Source organism: Planctomycetota bacterium, from assembly GCA_018242585.1.
Taxonomy (GTDB): Bacteria; Planctomycetota; Planctomycetia; order Pirellulales; family PNKZ01; genus JAFEBQ01.
The window spans coordinates 263,050-283,636 of sequence record JAFEBQ010000027.1 but is presented as its reverse complement, the minus strand read 5'-3'; the positions used below and the strand labels follow the sequence as shown (position 1 = coordinate 283,636).

At 62.6% G+C, this 20,587-nt stretch carries 12 protein-coding genes; 4 read left to right on the top strand and 8 right to left on the bottom strand.

Annotated elements, in window-relative coordinates:
• Window positions 1-19: 19 nt before the first annotated feature.
• The 5 genes from JSS27_14610 to JSS27_14590 all read right to left on the bottom strand — a co-directional run bounded on the left by JSS27_14610 (window position 20) and on the right by JSS27_14590 (window position 6,938).
• Window positions 20-1,081 (bottom strand): phosphoribosylformylglycinamidine cyclo-ligase, encoded by a 1,062-nt coding sequence (locus JSS27_14610; protein ID MBS0210177.1) that lies wholly within the window; start codon window positions 1,079-1,081, stop codon window positions 20-22.
• A 590-nt stretch (window positions 1,082-1,671) separates the two neighbouring features.
• Complete coding sequence (locus JSS27_14605; GenBank protein MBS0210176.1) at window positions 1,672-3,165, bottom strand: hypothetical protein; 1,494 nt, start codon at window positions 3,163-3,165, stop codon at window positions 1,672-1,674.
• 243 nt (window positions 3,166-3,408) lie between these two features.
• Window positions 3,409-3,942 (bottom strand): DUF4416 family protein, encoded by a 534-nt coding sequence (locus JSS27_14600; GenBank protein ID MBS0210175.1) that lies wholly within the window; start codon window positions 3,940-3,942, stop codon window positions 3,409-3,411.
• Window positions 3,943-3,952: 10 nt separating this feature from the next.
• Complete coding sequence (locus tag JSS27_14595) at window positions 3,953-5,209, bottom strand: MFS transporter (protein ID MBS0210174.1); 1,257 nt, start codon at window positions 5,207-5,209, stop codon at window positions 3,953-3,955.
• A complete protein-coding gene (locus tag JSS27_14590; GenBank protein ID MBS0210173.1) occupies window positions 5,202-6,938 on the bottom strand; it encodes a proline--tRNA ligase in 1,737 nt (578 codons plus the stop codon). The genes JSS27_14595 and JSS27_14590 overlap by 8 nt, the downstream gene beginning before the upstream one ends.
• A 237-nt stretch (window positions 6,939-7,175) precedes the next feature.
• Between JSS27_14590 and JSS27_14585 the strand changes: the two genes are divergently transcribed.
• Together JSS27_14585 and rnr are read left to right on the top strand one after the other, a co-directional pair.
• Complete coding sequence (locus JSS27_14585) at window positions 7,176-8,162, top strand: HD domain-containing protein (GenBank protein ID MBS0210172.1); 987 nt, start codon at window positions 7,176-7,178, stop codon at window positions 8,160-8,162.
• A 358-nt stretch (window positions 8,163-8,520) separates the two neighbouring features.
• A complete protein-coding gene (rnr, locus tag JSS27_14580; GenBank protein ID MBS0210171.1) occupies window positions 8,521-10,872 on the top strand; it encodes a ribonuclease R in 2,352 nt (783 codons plus the stop codon).
• Between the two features lie 104 nt (window positions 10,873-10,976).
• Here rnr and JSS27_14575 read toward each other — a convergent pair whose 3' ends face one another.
• Window positions 10,977-11,492 (bottom strand): transposase, encoded by a 516-nt coding sequence (locus JSS27_14575; protein MBS0210170.1) that lies wholly within the window; start codon window positions 11,490-11,492, stop codon window positions 10,977-10,979.
• 287 nt (window positions 11,493-11,779) lie between these two features.
• Window positions 11,780-12,979 carry a DNA-binding transcriptional regulator gene (locus JSS27_14570; GenBank protein MBS0210169.1) on the bottom strand — a complete coding sequence of 400 codons (1,200 nt, stop codon included), beginning with the start codon at window positions 12,977-12,979 and terminating at the stop codon, window positions 11,780-11,782.
• Between the two features lie 226 nt (window positions 12,980-13,205).
• Here JSS27_14570 and JSS27_14565 point away from each other — a divergent pair, with 226 nt between their 5' ends.
• A complete protein-coding gene (locus JSS27_14565; GenBank protein MBS0210168.1) occupies window positions 13,206-14,321 on the top strand; it encodes a Gfo/Idh/MocA family oxidoreductase in 1,116 nt (371 codons plus the stop codon).
• Between the two features lie 54 nt (window positions 14,322-14,375).
• Window positions 14,376-18,818 carry a ThuA domain-containing protein gene (locus JSS27_14560; protein MBS0210167.1) on the top strand — a complete coding sequence of 1,481 codons (4,443 nt, stop codon included), beginning with the start codon at window positions 14,376-14,378 and terminating at the stop codon, window positions 18,816-18,818.
• A 14-nt stretch (window positions 18,819-18,832) separates the two neighbouring features.
• On the opposite strand, the gene guaA is transcribed toward JSS27_14560, so the two are convergent.
• Window positions 18,833-20,431: a glutamine-hydrolyzing GMP synthase gene (guaA, locus tag JSS27_14555; GenBank protein MBS0210166.1), complete on the bottom strand. Its 1,599-nt coding sequence runs from the start codon at window positions 20,429-20,431 to the stop codon at window positions 18,833-18,835.
• Window positions 20,432-20,587: the final 156 nt, after the last annotated feature.

Genomic DNA, 20,587 nt, shown 5'->3' with positions numbered 1-20,587 from the left:
CTCAAGTGCATAACAGGCTCTAGGCCCAGCAAACCCGCGTGCTGCCTTCCACCATCTGCCCGAGCGTCCAGTTCTCGAGGCCCATGTCGGTCAACTGGTGCTGGATGCTGGTGGCGTAGTAGGGGCTGACGACCAGGACCAGGCCGATGCCCATGTTGAACACGCGGTCCATCTCGGCCTGCTCGATTTCGCCCATTTCTTGCAGCCAGGTGAACAGCTTCGGCACCGGCCACGAGTCGCGGCGAATCACCGCCTGTAATCCCGCGGGAATGATTCGTTCCAGGTTCTCGTGCAGCCCACCGCCGGTAATGTGGGCCAGGCCGTGTACCACGCTCTTCACCGTGTAGTTGGCCAGAATCTGTCGCACCGGCCGGGCATAGATTCGCGTCGGCTCTAGCAAAGCGTCGGCCACGGTGCGGTCGAGCGCCTCGACATGGTCGTTGATCTGGTAACCGCCGATGTCAAACACAACCTTGTGGACCAGGCTGTAGCCGTTCGAGTGGAACCCGCTGCTGGCCACGCCAATCAGCACGTCGCCGGCGGCGATCGCCTTGCCGTCGATGACCCGCTTCTTCTCGACCACTCCCACGCAAAAGCCGGCCAGGTCGTAGTCGCCGTGCTGATACGTGCGGGGCATAATCGCCGTCTCGCCGCCGAGCAAGGCGCAGTCGCTTTGCAGACAGCCGTCTGAGATACCCTGGACAATCTGCTCGAGCCGGTTCGGGTCGTCGTGCGACATGGCCACGTAATCCAAGAAGATCAGCGGTTCGGCCCCGCAGCACAGGGCGTCGTTCACGCTCATGGCCACCAAATCGATGCCGACCGTGTCGTGACGGTCGGCCATCGTCGCCACCGTCAGCTTGGAACCCACGCCGTCGGTGCAAGCGACCAGCAGGGGCTCGTCATACTTGCGCGAGAACAATGGCCCGGCAAAGTCCAACTGGAACAATCCGGCAAAGCCGCCGACCAGCGGCACCACGCGCGGCGAGAAGGTCCGAGCCAACAGCCGCGGCAGCCGGGCCATCGATTCTTCGTAGATGTCGAGATCAACGCCGGCGTCTTTGTAGCTTGCCTTGGCCATGTGCTGCACGTGCGACGGTTTTGGTGAAAAACAAGCCGCGATTCTACCGTAAGTGGCAGCAGCCTTGTAGGGCCAGAAAGCGTGCGGAAAACAGCCGCCCAAGCGATGGGCTTTCCAACTGGGGTGGCACGCCCGTCCTTCGGGCGCGGGGAAGCAGGTGCTCGTTGCAACGGCGCATGAGCAGTTCACCACGCCCTGCGCTGCGCTGGGGACGTGCCACCCTAAGGCATGCCGCACACGTGCTACTTCGTCGCCTCGGCGCTGATGACATTTGCGCTGGCCAGGAGAACGATCGACAACGAGAGGAGTGAAACGTATCGCGCAAGTGTGAGCATCGACGAGCCTCAATCGTGAGCGAGTAGACGCAAACCCTTCTCCCCCCGGGAGAAGGTGGCGGCGCTAGCCGCCGGATGAGGGTCACGCCGCAATCTAGCGCGACGTCGTTGCCCTCCCCCCTGCGCCTCCCTACAAGGTAGGGGTGTTCATCTGTTCGCGCGCCGACGTCGAGATGAAAAACACGCTCTTCGCCAGCGTTGCGAACATCACACCGTTCTAAACCCCGGCCGCGTCCGATGCGACCGCCGGCGCGACTATTTTTTTCCCTTGTGCTCGACTTGCGGCCAATAGGTCGAGAAGTCGAACTCGGGGCTGTTGTCCAAGTCGTGGCACGCCGCACAGGCTTTGTCCTTGGCCAGTTGCACCGTGATCTTCATCCGGTCGCGACCCACATCGCGCAAGGCCGCGTCGCTTCCCCGCTCGGCCGCCACGTGGCCGGCGCCGGGGCCGTGGCAGTTTTCACAGCCGTTTCCCATCAAGTGCGGCGTTTGGTCCATTCCGACGAAGCCCGACGCGTACGGGAAGAACTCCTGCGGGTTCCAGCCCGTCGCGTGGCAACTGATGCACTCGGGGTCAAATTGCCGCGCCGGAGTCAGCTTGGCCAGCGTCTCGGTGGCGTGAGCGTGGGGCGTTTCGGCCCAAATGCCGTACGCCGTCGGGTGACATTCGGCACAGGCCTTCGAGCCAACGAACTGGCCGTTCGGGTCGGTCGGGCCGCTCGCCCGCGGGAAAGCTTTTGGCCGCAGGCCCAATCCTTCCCAGCCGAGGGTCTTGAGTTGCTGCTGGTAATTCTCTTTCAGCTTTTGCATCTCGGCCGAGTCGACAAACCGATCATCGATCGGCACCCGCTGGTAGCGCACCGGAGCGGCCTTGTCGGCGTATAGTCCCAGCACGATGCCGAACATCCCCTTGTGTCCGACTTCGATCAACAGTGTTTCGGTCCCTTCGATTCGGTTGGGTTCGGCGGGCGGCTCCGATGCCCCGTGGGCGGTGACCACGACCTGGTACTGGGGATACTTCTTGGCCAGTCGCGCTGCTTCCTCGGGTTCGCCATAGCAGAGCAGAATCCGGAAATCACTTTCGGCGGCGAGCTTGGGGGTCACCTCGTCGAGCGCCGTCTCGGCAGCGACGAACTTAACGTCTTCGTTGTTCACATCTTTTTGCAGCTTGTCGGTCAGGACGGCCGTCACGCCCAGCTTGCGCCCGCCGCGCTCGACCACGCGATAGCGGCTGGTCAGCCCCGAGTCGATGGCGAACAGCCCGACGTTGGCCGCCACGAACCGGCTGGGCGAACCATCGGTCTCGGCGACACTCGACGCCAAAACGCCCGCCGGCAAGCGCAGATCGTCCGGCCCCCAGCCGACCGCTTCATAGCCAATGGCGCGAAGCGACTCGACGGCGGTCTGGAACTTGATCTCTTGCTGCAGGCCGAACCGCTTGATCGTCTCGCCCAGGTCAACCGGCAACACCGGCCAGCCCTTCTCGGCAAGTTGCTTGACCAGTGTGTGCCGACGGCTCAGGCCGCCTTTCTGATTCTCCAGGCCCGCGCAGCCACACGGCTCGATGTACCCCATCTGTTCGCCGGTGATCAGGATCGCGACGTCAGGCTTGGGCCAGTCGACGAACAACGGCTGGTGCTTGGCATTGGGGTCGTGTTTGGGCGCGCCGGCGGCCGTGGGGACCGAAGGGGCTACGGGCGCTGACGGTGCGGCGGGCCGCTTGGGCGCTTCGACGGTTGCTGGCGGCACCGGAGTCGTCGGGGGCGTGGGCGGGGGAGGCGTCGGCGCGGCGGGCGTCTCAGGCTTAGCCGGCTCTTTCGCCGGGCAACCGGTTAACCCGAGCGCGACGCCCACAAGGAAAAGGCCAAGCCAGACTGAGGGTCGCGCGCGCATCGTCACTCCTTGAACCATTCATTCGATCCTTCTACATCCGTGTGGCCATACGGCCGACGCTCGATTGTCGGCCGAGGGGCGAATTCTGGCAATCCTGGTTTAGCTAGCTTGCGCTCGCAGCCAGCGGCGGACGGTGTCGAAAAAAGCGTGATAGTCCGCGCGGCGGTAGTCGGGGAACGTGTATTCGTGGTCGCGCCAGGCTTTGTGCTTGTAGAACAGCGTGATCTCGGCGTACATGCCGCGACCGAGGTAGATGCGATGGGCGTGGTCCTTGGTCGACGCCAGCACCAGCTTGGCCGGCGAGATGTAGCCGCTGTCCAGGTTCAACGGCCGCGGCTCCGGGTGGCGTCCGAGCGCCGCAAACTCGTCCTCCCAAGCGTTGGTCTGGTACTTCCACTCGACCAGCTCGCCGGGGTCGACCAGACGTTCAAAGGCCAGGAATGTTTTGCCCAGGCCGGCACCCATCGTCGAGGTGTAGTAATCGGTCTGGGCAAAGTCGAACGTCGGACTGCGCAGCGCAATCGGCCCCCACGCGGCAGCCAGCGTTTGCTCGGCCCAGGACAGCGCTTCGGCATGGCGCGTGATCACCGCGACCAGGCGTACGACCGGAGCATGTGGTGAAGGCTGGCCCATAGTTTGACCGCTAAGCGTGAGAAACTTCTGGCCGCGGCGCGCGCACCAGCGTCAACAACCCCGCCGCGACGGCGGCCATGCCTGCGCCGAAACCGAATGCAGTCAGCGCGCCGAGACTTTCGTACAAATACCCGAACAGCACGCTGGCCGGCAACGCGCCAAGCCCCATCGCGAAGTTGTACCAGCCATAGGCGATGCTCTTCCGCTCGCGTCCGGCTAGATCGGCCACGAACTTCTTTTCAATCGGTTCGGTCACGGCGTAGTAAATGCCATAGACGAGAAACACCGGCCAGACTTGCCACGCGCTGGTCAGAAACGCCATCGTCAGATAGACACACGCATAGATCGCCCAGCCGGCGACGATCATCGGTCGCGCCCCCAGCCGGTTCACGACCGCGCCGGCGGCGATGCTGCCGGAACTTTTCACCAGATGCAGTGCCAGCCAGAGCAACGGAATCTGCCACCCCGGCATCCCCAAATCTTCGGCGCGCTTGAGCAGAAACATGTCGCTCGAATTGCCCAGCGTGAAGATCAACATCGCCAGCAGAAACAGCCGGAAGTTTCCATCGAAGGGCTTCAAGCTGAGCGAGAACTTCTTGTCGTGAAGCTCGTGCGGTGGCACATCTTGCAGGCCGAACCGCAGCAACAGCACCACGCCGATCCCTGGAATGATCGTTCCAAAGAACAACCAGCGCACGGCCACGGGATTGCTGTGCATCAGCGCCAGCACGGCCGTGGAAATCAGCGGGCCGATCGACGCCCCCAGATGGTCCATCGCCCGCTGAAAGCCGAACGCCCGGCCCAGTTGACTCGGCGCGGTCGTCTCGGCGATCAGGGCGTCGCGCGGCGTGGTGCGAATCCCCTTGCCCAGTCGATCGGTCACGTATGTGGCCGTCAGATGCCAAGGCAACGTCGCCAGCCCCGCCAACGGTCGCACCAGTGCCGTCAGCCCATAGCCCAGGATCACTAGCGGCTTGCGAGCGCCGATCCGATCGGACAGGCCGCCGGACGTGAGCTTCAGTAAGCTCGCCACCGAATCGGCCAGCCCTTGAATCCAGCCCAGGTCGACTGCCGTGCCGTGCAGCACGTGCGTGACGAATTGCGGCAACAGCGGGAACGTCATCTCACTCGAGATGTCGTTCAACAGACTGCACCAGCCCAGCACCTTGACGTTGCGACTCAAAGCTGGCTTGGCGGCCAGTGCTGGCTTGTCACCCGGTGCGGGGATCGCGTGAGTCGCATCGCTGGTGGCGTCGGGCTCAGGCATTGACGTCTCGCTGGGCCTTGACCAGCTCGGCAATCTTGGCGGCCGCGCCGGCCAGCGGAATCTGGCTCGGCTCGGGCTGGTTGCGCCACTTGATTTCGAGTTGGCCGTCTTTCAGGCTGCGACCGCCGACCACCACGCGCAGCGGAATGCCGATCAGGTCGGCGTCTTTGAACTTCACGCCCGGCCGCTGGTCGCGATCGTCGAGCAGCACGTCAACGCCGGCGTGTTGCAGCTCTTTGTAAAGCGACTCGGCCGCTTGCATCACATCGGCCTGGCCGGCATTCAACGGCGAAACGATGACCTCGTACGGCGCCAGCGACATCGGCCAAATGATGCCGTTCTCGTCGTGATTGCTTTCGATCAACGACGCGAGGATCCGATTCACGCCGATCCCGTAGCAGCCCATGATGATCGCGTGCTGCTGCTCCTTGGCGTCAAGGAAGCGGGCGTCGAGCGATTCGGAATACTTGGTCCCCAGCTTGAAGACGTGGCCAATTTCGATGGCGTGGCGAATGGCCAGCGGCTTTTGACAGCGATGGCAAGGATCGCCCTCAGTTGCATTGCGCAGATCGGCGAACTGCCCGGCTGGCAGATTGAAATCGCGCCCCAGCTTCGCGCCGGTGTAGTGCTTGTCTCCTTCGTTCGCGCCAACGACGGCTTGCACCATTGCGGCCACGTCCTTGTCGGCCCACATGTTCACGTTCAGGCCGACCGGGCCGGCAAAGCCGACCGGCGCGCCGGTGACTTGTTGCACCACGTCGGCCGGTGCCATTTCGAGCTTCGTGGCCTTCAGCGCGCGGCGGACCTTCCCTTCGTTCGCGTCGTGATCGCCGCGCACCAGGATAGCCACCGGTTTGCCGTCGGCAACATAAATGAGCGTCTTGACCATTTCGGCGGACTGGCATTTGAGCAACTTGCAGACCGCGTCGATGCTGCCGACCTGCGGCGTGTCGACCTTGATCAACGGGCCCGCCTCGGCCTTGGCGGCCGGCGGTTTCCGCTCGCCGATGTCGGCCCGTTCCAGGTTGGCGGCATAGCCGCACGATTCGCAGTGGACGACCTGGTCTTCACCGTGCTCGGCCACGACCATGAACTCGTGACTGGCGTCGCCGCCGATCGGCCCGCTCTCGGCTTCGACGGCCAGGTACTTCAAGCCTGCGCGGCTGAAGATGCGGCAATAGGCGGCGTACATCTTGTCGTAGCTGGCGTTCAGCCCTTCGATCGAGGTGTCGAAGCTGTAGGCGTCCTTCATCAGGAACTCGCTGGTCCTCAGCACGCCGAAACGGGGGCGTTCCTCGTTGCGGAACTTGGTCTGAATTTGATAAAGCGTGATCGGCAGTTGGCGATAGCTATTCACATGGTGCGCCACGAGATCGGTGATCACTTCCTCGTGCGTGGGACCGAGGGCCATGTGAACCTGTTTGTTCTGGCGACGCACCTTAAAGTTGATCAGGACGTTGCCGAACGCTTCGACGCGGCCGGTCCGCTCCCAAAGCTGAATCGGCGTCAGCGCCGGCATCAGCACTTCGACAGCGCCGGCCTTGTCCATTTCCTCGCGGACAATGCGCTCGGCCTTGCGCAGCGCACGGAGCCCCAGCGGCAAGTACGTATAGGCCCCGGCCATCAACTGGCCGATCAGGCCGGCGCGGACCATGAGAATGTGGCTGGGGATTTCCGCCCCTTCGGGCGTTTCCTTCATGGTGGGGATGAGCGTCTGGCTCCAACGCATAGCAACGTCCTTGAACTACTGGGCGGTCGTGAATGAGCGGTCTGGGCAAAGCGAGCATTCTAAAGCAGCGCCCAGAATCAAAGAACCCCATCGACGACAAGATGTTCGCGACAATCCCAGCACCTTACCCATTCGCCGGTTGACTGTTATCATCATGAGCTTAAAGCGTCGGGCCGGCGGTCTTTGGACCACGTCCCGATCGCTTCGACGCAACGGAGTTTCACGCAAAGGCAAGACATGGCGCGGCGCAACGTCAAGGAACTTGGGCATCAGGACTCGATCGACCAGATTTTTCTGGCCGCGCAAAAACAGCTCCGCCCCAACCGGAACGGCAACCTTTACTTGCAGGTTGAACTGTCGGACCGGACCGGTTCGATCAGCGGCCGCATGTGGAACGCCACCGAGGCAGACTACCGCGGCTTTGAAGACGGGGAGTTCGTCCGGGTCGAGGGAGCGACCCAGCTCTACCAGGGGGCGATCCAACTGATCTTCACGAACATCTGCCGGGCGCGCGAGCAAGAAGTCGATCCGGCCGATTTCATGCCGTTGACGCCGGCCGAGATCGATCGGATGGCGGTCGAGGTGGCCAAGATTCTGCGCAGCCTGGGGAACCCGGCGCTGCGGAACCTGGCCGAATGCTTTTTGACCGATGCCGAGTTCATGAGTCGGTTCACCCGAGCGCCGGCCGGCGTGAAGAACCATCACGCCTACATCGGCGGCTTGCTCGAGCACGTGCTGCAATTGATGCAGGTGGTTCGCGCCGTGGCGCCGTGCTATCCGGTGCTCGATGTCGACTTGCTGATGATGGGCGCTTTCTTGCACGATATGGGCAAGATCGAGGAGCTGGCCTACGACCGGGGCTTTAGCTATACTGACGAAGGGCAACTGATCGGCCACCTCGTCATGGCCGTTGGCATGCTCGATGCCAAGTTGCGCGACGCCGAGCGACTGGCGGGAGAACCCTTCCCGCAAGAAATGGCGCTCAGGCTCAAGCACATGATCGTTTCGCACCATGGTCAGTACGAGTATGGCAGCCCCAAGCTGCCGATGACCCTGGAAGCCATGGCGCTCAATTTGCTGGACACGATGGACGCTCGGATCCATTCGTTCGCCCAGTTGATGCGTGACGATCCGAACCTGGACAGCCCCTGGACCAGTTTCAACCAGGCGCTCGCGCGCAAGCTGTTCAAAGGCGCTCCGACCGAAGACAATAACGGCCGGTAGGTCATTCGATAATTCGGCGGGTGACAAAACTCAGCGGCGTGCGCGACACCGGGCGAACCCTTCTCCCCCCGGGAGAAGGTGGCGGCGCTAGCCGCCGGATGAGGGTCCCGCGTCAAGCTGAAAGCAATGTCGCGCGCGAGCAACGCGAGCGGGTGAGGGTGAAAACGTCGCAGGCCAAAACGCATCGCGCAAATGAGCAAGGGCTCTGAGCGCAGTGTCCATTGGCCACCAACGCATTTACCCTCCCCCCTGCCCCTCCCTGCAAGGGAGGTGTGTTTGTCGCGCAAGCCGCGCACATCAAAATATTTTCCGCATCGACCTCCAGCGAGGTCAGAAAGTCTCAGAGTAAGTCAGTTTTATGAGTGAACAGAATTCCAAGCGTGAACCTTGGGAAGAGGCCATCGTGGCCTTTGTCAATCAAGAGAATTACCGGCCGGTCAAGCCGCGAGTGTTGGCCGAGCAGCTCAATGTCTCGGAAGAGGACACGGTGGCGTTTCGCCGGGTGGTCAAGCGACTGGTCAAGCAAGGCAAGCTGAAGTTCGGCGCCAAGCACCGCGTCGGCCCGCCGGGCCTCAGCCAGCACGAGTTGCACGATCGCCAGCAGAAGACCAAACATCGCGGCGAGACGATCACCGGAACATTTCGCCGGGCACAAGGGGGCTTTGGCTTCGTGCGGCCCGCCAATACCGCGCCGAGCGAAGGGCGCGATCGCGACATTTATATCGCCCAGGAAGACTCACTCGACGCGGCCACTGGCGACGTGGTGTTGGTCCGCGCCAAGAAGAAAGGTGGCGGCAAGCGCGACGGTCGCTTCGGCGGCTTGCGTGGCGAGATTGTCGAGATCGTCGAACGCCAGACGCGCCGCTTTGTCGGCAGCTATTTCGAGGCCGGCGGCAGCGCGTTTGTGCAAGTCAACGGCACGTTGTTCAATCGGCCAATCGCGGTCGGCGACCCGGGCGCTCACACGGTCCAGACCGACGACCAAGTCGTGATCGAGATGCTCCGCTTCCCCACTCAGTGGCAGGACGGCGAAGCGGTGATCGTCGAAGTACTGGGCGCGCGCGGTCAACCGGGCATCGACACGTTGACGGTGATTCGGCAGTTCGACCTGCCCGACGAGTTCGATGACGAGACGTTGCAAGACGCCCGGGCCGAAGCCGACCGGTTCGACGAATCAATTCCGCCGGGGCGCACTGATCTGACTGGCGAGGTGATCATCACCATCGACCCGATCGACGCTCGCGACTTTGACGACGCGATTTCGCTGGCCTGCAACTCGGAAGGGCACTGGCGCTTGGGCGTGCATATCGCCGACGTGTCCCACTTTGTGCGGCCGGGCAGCGCGCTCGATCGCGAAGCGTACGGGCGCGCCACGAGTGTTTACTTGCCTGATCGCGTCATCCCGATGCTGCCCGAGCTGATCTCGAACGGCCTGGCCAGTCTTCAGCCCGACAAAGTTCGGTATGTGAAGACGGCGTTCATCGACTTCTCGCCCGAGGGGATTCGCACCGGCGTTGAGTTGCACTCGGCCGCCATTCGCAGCCGGCGGCGGTTCACCTATGAAGAAGTCGACGAGTACCTGGCAAATCCCGAGGCCTGGCGCGAGAAAGTGACGCCCGAGGTACACTCGCTTCTGGGGCGGATGCACGAGCTGGCGATGATTCTGCGCGGGCGGCGAATCAAGCGTGGGGCGCTCGAGCTGACCATGCAAGAAATCAAGGTCAAGCTCGACAAGAGCGGCCAGGTGACCGGCGCCGTCCGCGTCGAAAATACGGTCAGCCATCAGATCATCGAAGAGTTCATGCTGGCCGCCAACGAAGCGGTGGCCGAGAAGCTGGCCGACGCCGGGGTGGCGTTCCTGCGGCGCGTCCACGCCGCGCCGTCGCCGCTAAAGCTCAAGGCGCTCAACGAGTTCATGACCGCGCTCGGCTTCGAGACCGAAGGGATGCACAGCCGCTTCGAGCTACAGCAGTTGCTGAAAGACGTCGCGGGACAGCCCGAGCAATATGCCGTGAACTACGCCGTGCTGCGCAGTTTGCAGCGGGCCGAGTACAGCCCCGTCGAGGAAGGTCACTTCGCGCTGGCCAGCAAGTGTTATTGTCACTTCACCAGCCCGATCCGCCGCTACCCGGACCTGACGATTCATCGCTTGGTCAATTCGCTCGTTCACAAGGGCAAAGCGGCCAGCGACGAGACCGAGTTGATGGTTCAAGGTCAGCACTGCTCGGCCAACGAGCGCCGCGCCGAGGACGCCGAGCGCGAGCTGGTCAAGATCAAGCTGCTGACGTACATGCAGGACCGCATTGGCGAAGAGATGGACGCCGTGCTGACCGGCGTCGAATCGTTCGGCTTGTTCGCCCAAGGGATCGAGCTGCCGGCCGAAGGGCTGATTCACGTCACGTCGTTGGAAGACGACCGGTACATGTACGACAAGGCGACCCATTCGCTGACCGGCCGCCGTCACGGCAATCAGTACCGGTTGGGGGATCGGGTGCGAGTGAAGATCGCCCGAGTCGACATCGAGCGGCGCGTGCTCGACTTGCGCTTGGTGCGCGACCTGGGACGCCCCCAGGACGCCAAGCACGGCGGCCAGCGTCACGAACCGCGTGGCAGCAAACGTCCCCGCCCCGCCAAGCACGAAAAACGCGGCAGCAAGCCCACCGGCAAGCCGGCCAAGCGCCGCGGCAAGCACAATCGCAACAGGGAGTAAGCTGCTGTCGCGTCGGACCCCAAACATGGAGTGGCCCTGATTGCGCCAGCAACCAGGGTGGCGCAGCCACAAGAAACTCGATGAACACGGCGTCAAGCTAGTATCTAGTCAATCCAGGTAATCGGCACACCGACGGTACGTTGCTGATCATACCAGCGCGCCGAACTCCAGCGCCAATCGGTCGCCTGCTCTACAAGTCCGGCCTTCACGGGATTGTTGTGCATGTAGACCAGCTTTTCGTGCAGTTTGTCAGGTTCATAGATCTCAAACGCATAATACTTGGGCTGCCAGAACCTCGGACTCTCCCCGGCAGCTAAGCAGTATTCCGGAGCTCGCTTCTGCAACCAGTTCCGAATCTGCATGCTCGATGAGCGCTTCCAGGCTCGCATGAACTTGGCTAGTTGATGCGTTTTGGGTAGCCAAATGAGCGCGTGTACATGATCTGGCATGATCACAAACCCTATGCAAGCCGCACCGAATTCCTTGAGCTGACGATTCAACGTGCCAAGAACAAATCGCTTAGGAACGTCACGGGAAAGGAGCTTGCGCTTTCGATAAACCGAGAAAGTAATGAAGTGAACGTAAAGTTGGTCATCGACGACGTGACGCTTTTGGACCATTAAGTATCGACCAGCTCGGAAATGCCTATGCGAAGACAGATGCCTTCGGCAGTATCTCCATTCAGTGAACGCACAACAATGGTTTCTTGTCGCTGACGCGACCTCGGTTGCTTCGCAACCGAGGCCACCCAGTGGTTGAGTGCGTGACCAGATTCGGGGTGGCCCTGGTTGCGCCAGCAACCAGGGTGGCGCAGCCACAAGAAACTTGATGAACACGGAGTCAGGCTAAAGGCACTTCAGAACTCGTTGCTTCCAGCGAGAACTTGCCATTCATCACTCAGCACTCATCATTCCGCCTTCACCTTGTTCCCTCGAAACTCGGTCGGCAGTGTGCCAGTCTCGCGTTTGAACGCGACGGTCAGGTATTCGACGTGCCGGTAACCCGCCCGCTCGGCAATCGCCGCCAAGGGTAAATCGGTCTCGGTGAGCAACTGTTTCACGCGATCGATCCGCACTCGCACGATTTCGTCGTGTGGCGTGCGGCCGATCAGGCCGGTGAACCGCGACTCGAGCACCCGCCGCGACCAGGGAACCACGCGCAGCACGTCGGCCACCGTGATCCCGTCGCAGGCGTGATCGCGGATGTACCGCACCGCGGCCGACACCACCGGATCGTCGATGGCCAGCGCGTCGGTCGACGCCCGAGTAACCACGCCCAGCGGCTTGAGCAGGTGCGCCCCCGCGGCCACATGTTCGCCAGCCATCATGCGGGCCAACAACTCGGCCGCCAGGTAGCCGGTTCGATGCGTATCGGGCGCCACACTCGACAACGGTCGCCACGCCAAGTCGCACAGCAATTCATCGTTGTCCACGCCGATCACCGCCACCTGGTCAGGCACGTCGATCGCTTCGTCGCGGCAGATGTCCAGAACCTGCCGCCCGCGAATGTCGTACGCCGCCATCACGCCGACCGGCTTGGGGAGCGAATGGAGCCAACTGGCCAATTGCCGGCGCTCGTGCTCCCATGTTTCGGAGGTCGAGCCTGAGGCGCGGGGCTGGAACACACTGGCCGCAATGCCGCGCTCGGCCGCGATTCGCACAAACGCTTCACAGCGCAGCCGCGACCATTGGAATCGATCGTCGCCACAGAACGCGACCTGGCGAAAGCCGCGCTCGAACAAATGTTGCGCCGCTAGTCGGGCAACGGCCTCGTCATCGGTTTCGACAAAGGGCAAGCTGGGGACGTGCCGAGCGGCGCTAACGTCAACCGCCGGCAAGCGCGTGCGCCGCACGGCGCGGGCGATCTCGGCGGTTTCGATGCGGGCGATGATGCCGCTGCCTCGCCAACGTCCCAGCCAACTTGGCGCCGGCTCGCCACGTCGCTGCTCGCCCAAGTAGAACGACCACGGGCCGTGCTCGCGGACGTAACTGCGAATGCCGCGCAGCAGCCCGCGGGCATAGGCGTTCGACGTTTCGATCAGCAGCGCCACCTCCGGTCGCTTGGCGCGAGGAGCGCTGAGGGCGGGCGGTTTGAGCTTGGTAGGCATGGCAGAGCGTGGGGCAAAATCTCAAGTAATAGGACACAACGTGCGGGCTGTGGCGGCACGCCTGCGCAAAAGTGCGATAACCCAGCCTGATCGATCACGTAAAAAAACTCAACAAGATTGCGTTGATTCTCATGGCGGCGAACGAAGCAGCCACTAGAATCAAACCAGCCCGCCGCGAACCCGTCGAGGATATCAGCACACTCAGCCCTCCAGGAGCACGCTCGCCATGGCCAAAGATCGCGTCAATGTCGCCGCCGTCGGACTCGCCTTCGGCGCCGAGTTTGTCCCCATCTACCAGCGACATCCCCAGGCCCGCGTGACGGCCATCTGTCAGCGCAATCCCGAGAAGCTCAAGCAGGTCGGCAACGCGCTGGGGATCGAGAAGCGGTACAGCAAGTACGAGGATGTGCTCAAGGATCCCGAGGTCGACTTCGTCCATATCAACACACCCATTCCCGATCACGCGCCGATGTCGCTGGCCGCGCTGCGTGCCGGCAAGCACGTGATGTGTACCGTGCCCATGGCCACCACCGTCGAAGAGTGCCAGCAGATTGTCGAGCTGGTGAAGAAAACCGGCCTCAAGTACATGATGGCCGAGACGGTCGTCTACTCGCGCGAGTTCTTGTTCCTGAAAGAGCTCTACGAGCGCGGCGAGCTAGGCAAGATCCAATACATGCAGGCCTCGCATCCTCAGGACATGGACGGCTGGCCCGATTATTGGGAGCGGATGATCCCCATGCACTACGCCACCCACGTCGTCAGCCCGGTGCTGGGACTGGTCAACGCCAAGGCGGAGTACGTGTCTTGCTTTGGCAGCGGAACGATTCGCGACGATCTGCAACGCAAGTCGGGTAACAAGTTTGCTGTCGAGTCGTGTCACATCAAGCTGCAAAACAGCGACATCTCGGCCCACATCTGGCGCTGCTTGTTCGACACTGCCCGGCAATATCGCGAGAGCTTCGACGTCTATGGCACCAAGAAAAGCTTCGAGTGGACGCTGGTCGAAGGGCGCGAACACGTGCTGCACACGGCCAAGCTCCCCGAGCCACAAATCGCCTCGCCGATCGAAGTGCCCGACTTCGCTCACCGGCTGCCCGAGCCGATTCGTCAGTTCACTTCGACCATCCAGGACGCGCATCACTTGTCGTTCATTCAAGGTGGCGGCCACGGCGGTTCGCACCCGCACCTGGTGCACGAGTTCGTGACCGCGATTCTCGAAGATCGTCAGCCCTACCCCGACGCCGTGACGGCGGCCAACTGGACCTGCGTGGGCATTTGTGCTCACCAGTCGGCCCTGCGCGGCGGCGAGATCGTTAAGCTGCCAGCCTTCACGCTCGGCTAAGGTCCGCTCGGCCCGTATTGCCCGCCCTACCCTGCTGTTCGCACGAGGTTCGTCATGTTTCGGAACGCTCGATTGGTTCGCTGCGCGCTGATTCTTGGTTTGTTTGGCGCGTACGCTACTGCGCCAAAGGCCGAGGCCACCGATGCGCCCAAGCTGCGCGTGATGTTCCTCGGCGACAACGGGCATCACCAGCCGGCGCTTCGCTTTAAGCAGTTGCAGCCCGTGCTGGCCGAGCGCGGCATTGCACTCGACTACACCGACAAGGTTGAAAGCCTGAAGCCGGCCCACCTGGCCGAGTACGCGGCCGTGATGATCTATGCCAACCAGGATCGCTGGTCGCCCGAGCAGGAAGCGGCGCTACTCGACTATGTGCGCAGCGGGCGGGGGCTGGTCGCGCTGCATTGCGCGTCGTTCTGCTTTCGCTCGTCCGACGCGTATGTGAACATGGTCGGCGCGCAGTTCAAAAAGCATGGCACCGGCACCTTTCGCACCGAGCTTGCCGAGCCGAATCATCCGCTGATGCGAGGCTTTGCCGGGTTCGAGAGCTTCGACGAGACTTACGTCCACGCCAAGCACAACACGGCCGGGCGCACCGTGCTGGAATATCGTGTTGATGCCGAGGGACGCGAACCGTGGACCTGGGTGCGCGACGAGGGACGCGGCCGAGTGTTCTACACCGCGTGGGGACACGACGAGCGGACTTGGGGGAACCCAGGGTTTCAGAATCTCGTCGAGCGCGGCGTCCGCTGGGTAACCCACAGCGACGTGCCGGTCCCCGATTTCGCCGCACCGGCGGCCGAGTACAAGCCAAATCTGACCGCCAAGCGGACCGACGTGGCGCCGTTCGAGTATCGCCAGGCCCACGTGCCGTTCTACCCGCCCGGAGGCGCTCGCAAGGGGGACGGTGAGTGGAACAAGATGCAGCAGCCCCTCGCGGCCGAGGAATCGCTCAAGCATTACATCACGCCCGACGATTTCGAGGTGCAACTATTCGCGGCCGAGCCCGAGATCGGCAAGCCGCTGGCCATGGCCTGGGACGAGCGCGGGCGACTTTGGATTTGCGAGACGGTCGACTATCCGAACGAACTCCAATCGCCGCCGACCGGGCGCGACCGGATTCGCATCTGCGAAGACACCAACGGCGACGGCCGCGCCGACCGGTTCACCGTGTTTGCCGAGCAGTTGAGCATTCCCACGTCGCTGGCGTTCTATCGCGGCGGGGTCATTGTTCAGGACGGCACCGAGACGATTTATCTGCGAGACACCAACGGGGACGATCGCGCCGACGAGCGCGAAGTGCTGCTCACCGGCTGGGCCCTGGGCGACACGCACGGCGGCGTCAGCAACTTCCGCTACGGACTCGACAACTGGTACTGGGCCACCCAGGGCTACAACCAGTCGTCCCCCACGCGGCCCGACGGCAAGAAATTGGCCGAGTTCCGGATGGGCTTCTTCCGCTTTCAGATGAACGACCGTCCGCGGCAGGTCGAGCAAGTCGAGTTCATTCGCTCGACGAACAACAACACCTGGGGGCTGGGCATCAGCGAAGAAGGGCTGATCTTCGGCAGCACCGCCAACGGCAACCCCAGCGTCTTTATGCCGATTCCCAATCGCTACTACGAGCAAGTCCGCGGCTGGGGGCCGAGTGTCCTCAAGTCGATTGCCGAGGACAACCACTTCGAACCGGTCACCGACCAGGTTCGCCAGGTCGACCACCACGGCGGCTTCACGGCGGCCGCGGGGCACGCCCTCTACACGGCCCGCACGTATCCTCAGGAGTATTGGAATCGGACGGCGTTTGTCTGTGAGCCGACGGGGCACCTGATTGCGACGTTCACGCTGAAGGCCGACGGGACGAACTTCCGCGCGCGCAATGCTTGGAATCTGGCGGCCAGCAACGATGAATGGGCCGCGCCGATCATGGCCGAGGTCGGGCCCGACGGGAACGTCTGGTTCATCGACTGGTACAACTACATCGTCCAGCACAACCCGACGCCGATCGGCTTTGAAACCGGCAAGGGGAACGCGTACCAGACCCCGCTGCGCGACAAGACCCACGGCCGCATCTATCGGCTGGTCTGCAAGTCGGCCGCCAAGGAACCAGCTTTCACGCTGGCCGGCGCCACGCCCGAGCAGTTGGTCGCGGCGCTCCGGCACCCGAACATGCTCTGGCGCTTGCACGCGCAACGGTTGCTGGTCGAACGGGGCGAAGATGATGTCGTGCCGGCGTTGCTGGAGTTGGTCAAGGATTCAAGCGTGGATGAAATCGGGTTGAACACCGGTGCGATTCACGCGCTGTGGACCATGCAGGGGCTGGGAATCTTCAATGTCAAGGGATTGCCAATTCCAAGGGACATTATCGCGGTAGAAAAGGCATTGAAACACCCATCCGCGAGCGTTCGCCGCACAGCGACTTCAGTGCTCCCAAGTATTGAATGGACTTGCCATACGATTCTTCATAGAGGGCTATTTCGCGATGTTGATCCGCAAGTTCGGCTGGCGGCGGCTTTGAAGGCGGCCGAGGTTCGGACAAATCATGACGGCGCGTTATTGGCAATTTGGCTCCTTCAAGATGAAAGCGTACTCAACGATCCCTTGATGATTGATGCCGTCCTAGCAGTCGCTGCTCGACATGATTTGCCATTTCTGCTTGAGTTGATGGAAGAGCCAGGAGAAGCGGAGCTAAAACTGAAACCAGCGGCGTTGGAAGTTGTGCGTCGCGTTGCCGAACATTGCGCGCGGCTTGTCGATTCTCCCCAGCCGATACTTGGGCCAGGCGAGTGGCGGCGCAATATCGATTTGGTGGTTGCCAAGTGGTTGCCTGACCTTCTCAACGCTCGTGCAGAGAATAGCGACGCAATTATTGATGGGCTTGCGGCCGGTTGGCCGAAGGGACGGCCCGCATCGGAAATCGCTGATGCGAACGAAGCATTTATTCATTTGTGGGACCGCGCGCCTCAAGGTAAACGTGGGACTCTTTTCCAATTAGCTCGCAAGCTCGGTAGCAAGGCCCTCGAAGAACGCTCGACCGAGTTGGTCGCATCACTGGCTGCCAATGTCACTGACGAAAAGCTCCCCGTCGAGCAGCGGATTGCCGCGGCTCAGCAACTGATCGACTTCCGGCGCGATGACGCCGAGGTGGTGGCCAAGTTGCTCGGCGCGATCTCGCCGCGGACGCCGTTGCCCCTGGCCAGCGGGTTGCTCGAAGCCGCGGGGCGCAGCGATTCCCCCGCTGTCGGCGAGAAACTGGTTGCGAACCTCCCCGTCTTTACGCCGGCGCTGCGCACCGTGGCCCTGCGGGTCCTCCTGTCGCGGGCCGACTGGACCCGGGCGCTCCTCACCGGTATTGAAGGCGGCCAGGTGCAGTTGGCCGACCTTTCGCTCGACCAGCGGCAATCGCTGGCCAATCATCCTGACAAGCAGGTGAAAGCCCGCGCCCAATCGGTGCTGAAGCGCGGCGGCGGACTGCCCGACCCGAATCGCCAGAAAGTGCTCGACGAGCTGCTGCCGCTGGCCAAGGAAAAAGGAACCGTCGCGGCCGGCAAGCTGGTCTTTACCAAGCAGTGCGCCAAGTGCCACATGCACCGAGGCGAAGGGGCCAAGATCGGCCCAGACCTGACCGGCATGGCCGTACACCCCAAGGCCGAGCTGCTGGTCCACATCATCGACCCAAGCCGCAGTGTCGAAGGAAACTTCCGCGTCTACAGCGTGCAAATGGACGACGGCCGCGTGTTTACAGGATTGTTGGCGGGCGAGTCGCGCTCGTCGCTGGAACTGTTCGACGCCGAAGGGAAGCGGCACGTGATTCCGCGCGAAGAGGTCGAGCAACTGGCCGCGTCGACCAAGTCGCTGATGCCTGAAGGGTTCGAAAAGCAAGTCACCAAGGCCGAGATCGTCGACCTGCTCGAGTTCCTGGCCGATCGCGGGCAATACCTGCCTTTGCCGCTGGCCAAGGCGGCCACGATCGTTTCGACCCGCGGCATGTTTTACAGCGAAGGGAACATGGGCGAGCGGCTGGTCTTCGACGACTGGGGGCCGAAGACGTTCGAGGGAGTCTTCTTCCAGTTGATCGACCCGCAGGGGGACCGCGTGCCGAACGTGGTGATGCTGAACAGCCCGAACGGCTCGGTGTCGGCTCGCATGCCGCAGCGCGTCGAAGTGCCCTGCAACACGGCGGCCAAGGCGATTCATATTCTGGGTGGCGTCAGCGGCTGGGGCCATCCCGGTGGCGGCAAGGAGGCGAGCCTGATCGTGCGGTTGCGCTACGCCGACGGCGCGACCGAGGACCACGCGCTGGTCAACGGAGTGCATCTGGCCGATTACATTCGCCGGATCGACGTGCCCGAGTCGAAGTTTGCTTATGACCTGCACGGCCGACAGGTGCGATATTTGAAGTTGCAGCCGAAGCGCGACGCGGTCATCCAGACGATCGAGCTAGTCAAAGGCAAGGACAAGACCGCCCCGATCGTGATGGCGATCACCGTCGAGCCGAAGTGAGCGTTCACTGCGCCCTATTCCCATTCGATCGTGGCGGGGGGCTTGGAACTGATGTCGTACACGACGCGGTTCACGCCCTTGACTTCGTTGATGATCCGCGTCGAAATGTGGGCCAGCACGTCGTACGGCAGCCGGCTCCAATCGGCGGTCATGAAGTCTTCGGTCGAAACGGCCCGCACGGCAATCGTGTCGTCGTAGGTCCGCGCGTCACCCATCACGCCGACGCTCTGCACAGGCAATAGCACGGCAAAAGCTTGTTGCGTCTCACGGTACAGCCCCGCCTGCTTGATCTCCTCGACCACAATCGCGTCGGCCTGGCGCAGCTTGACAAGCCGCTCGCGCGTCACCTCGCCCAGACAACGAACCGCCAAGCCCGGCCCGGGGAACGGATGACGCCAGACAATTTCCTCGGGCAGTCCCAGCTGCAGGCCCAGCCGGCGGACTTCGTCCTTGAACAAATCGCGCAGCGGCTCGATCAGCTTGAAGCTCAAATCCTCGGGCAGCCCGCCGACGTTGTGGTGCAGCTTGATCGTGGCGGCCGGGCCGTCTTTGGCCGCGCCGCTTTCGATCACGTCTGGGTACAGCGTCCCCTGGGCCAGGAACTCAGCCCCCGAAATCTTGGCCGCTTCGTCGGCGAAACAGTCGATGAACGCGCGGCCGATGCGGCGACGCTTCTCTTGCGGATCGGTCACGCCGGCCAACGCGGTCAGGAACCGATCTTCGGCCTTGACCACGTGCAGATCGGTGGCAAAGTGCGTGGTGAACTCGCGGATCACCGAGGTCTCTTCGTCCTGACGCAGCAGGCCGTTGTCGACCAAAATGCACGACAACTGCGACCCGATGGCGCGGTACAGTAGCGCCGCCACCACCGACGAGTCGACGCCACCAGAAAGCCCGCAAATGACGCGGCGATTGCCGACGCGCTCGCGAATCTCGCGGACCGCCTCTTCGGCAAAGTTGGCCAGTTGCCAACTACCGCTGCAGCCGCAAACGCGACGCAAAAAATTCGACAACAGCGCCTTGCCGATCGGCGTGTGAGTGACCTCGGGATGAAACTGCAGGCCGTAGACTGGCAGGCTCTCGTGGCGCACCGCGGCGATGGGGCACGTGCCCGTCGCGGCCAGCGGCTTGAAGCTGCTGTCGACCTTGGTCACCTGGTCGCCGTGGCTCATCCAGACTTCGCTGGTCGGCGGCACGCCCTCGAACAAGACGTCAGGGGTGGTGACGTTGATTTTGGCGCGACCGTACTCGCGGGCGGGAAAATTCTGGACATGGCCACCAAGAACGTCGCAGGCCAGTTGCATGCCGTAGCAGATGCCGAGCACCGGTATGCCCAGGCGGAAAATCCGTGGATCGCAGCGCGGGGCGCCATCTTCATAGACGCTGGCCGGCCCGCCCGAGAGGATGATCCCTTTGGGCTTCAACTCTTCGATTCGCTCGGGCGTGATGTTGTAGCGGACAATTTCGCAGTAGACCTGATCTTCGCGCACGCGCCGCGCGATGAGTTGCGCGAACTGCGAGCCGAAATCGAGAATCAAAATCTTTTCGTCGGCCAGCCGTCGGGCCGGCGGGGTCTTGCTGCTAGTGGTCTGGGTCTTACCGCTGGTGCTCATGGCCCACAGAATCCGTGGAAGGCGATCGTTTCGCGCTGGGCCGCGAGGGCCGTTGGCGAAAGCCGCGTGATAGGCGGCTCGGGCGGTACTTCCTTGGCCGCCGCGACAAACAAAAAACGCCCGACAGTCGCGGGCGAATCGCGAATTATAGGACTT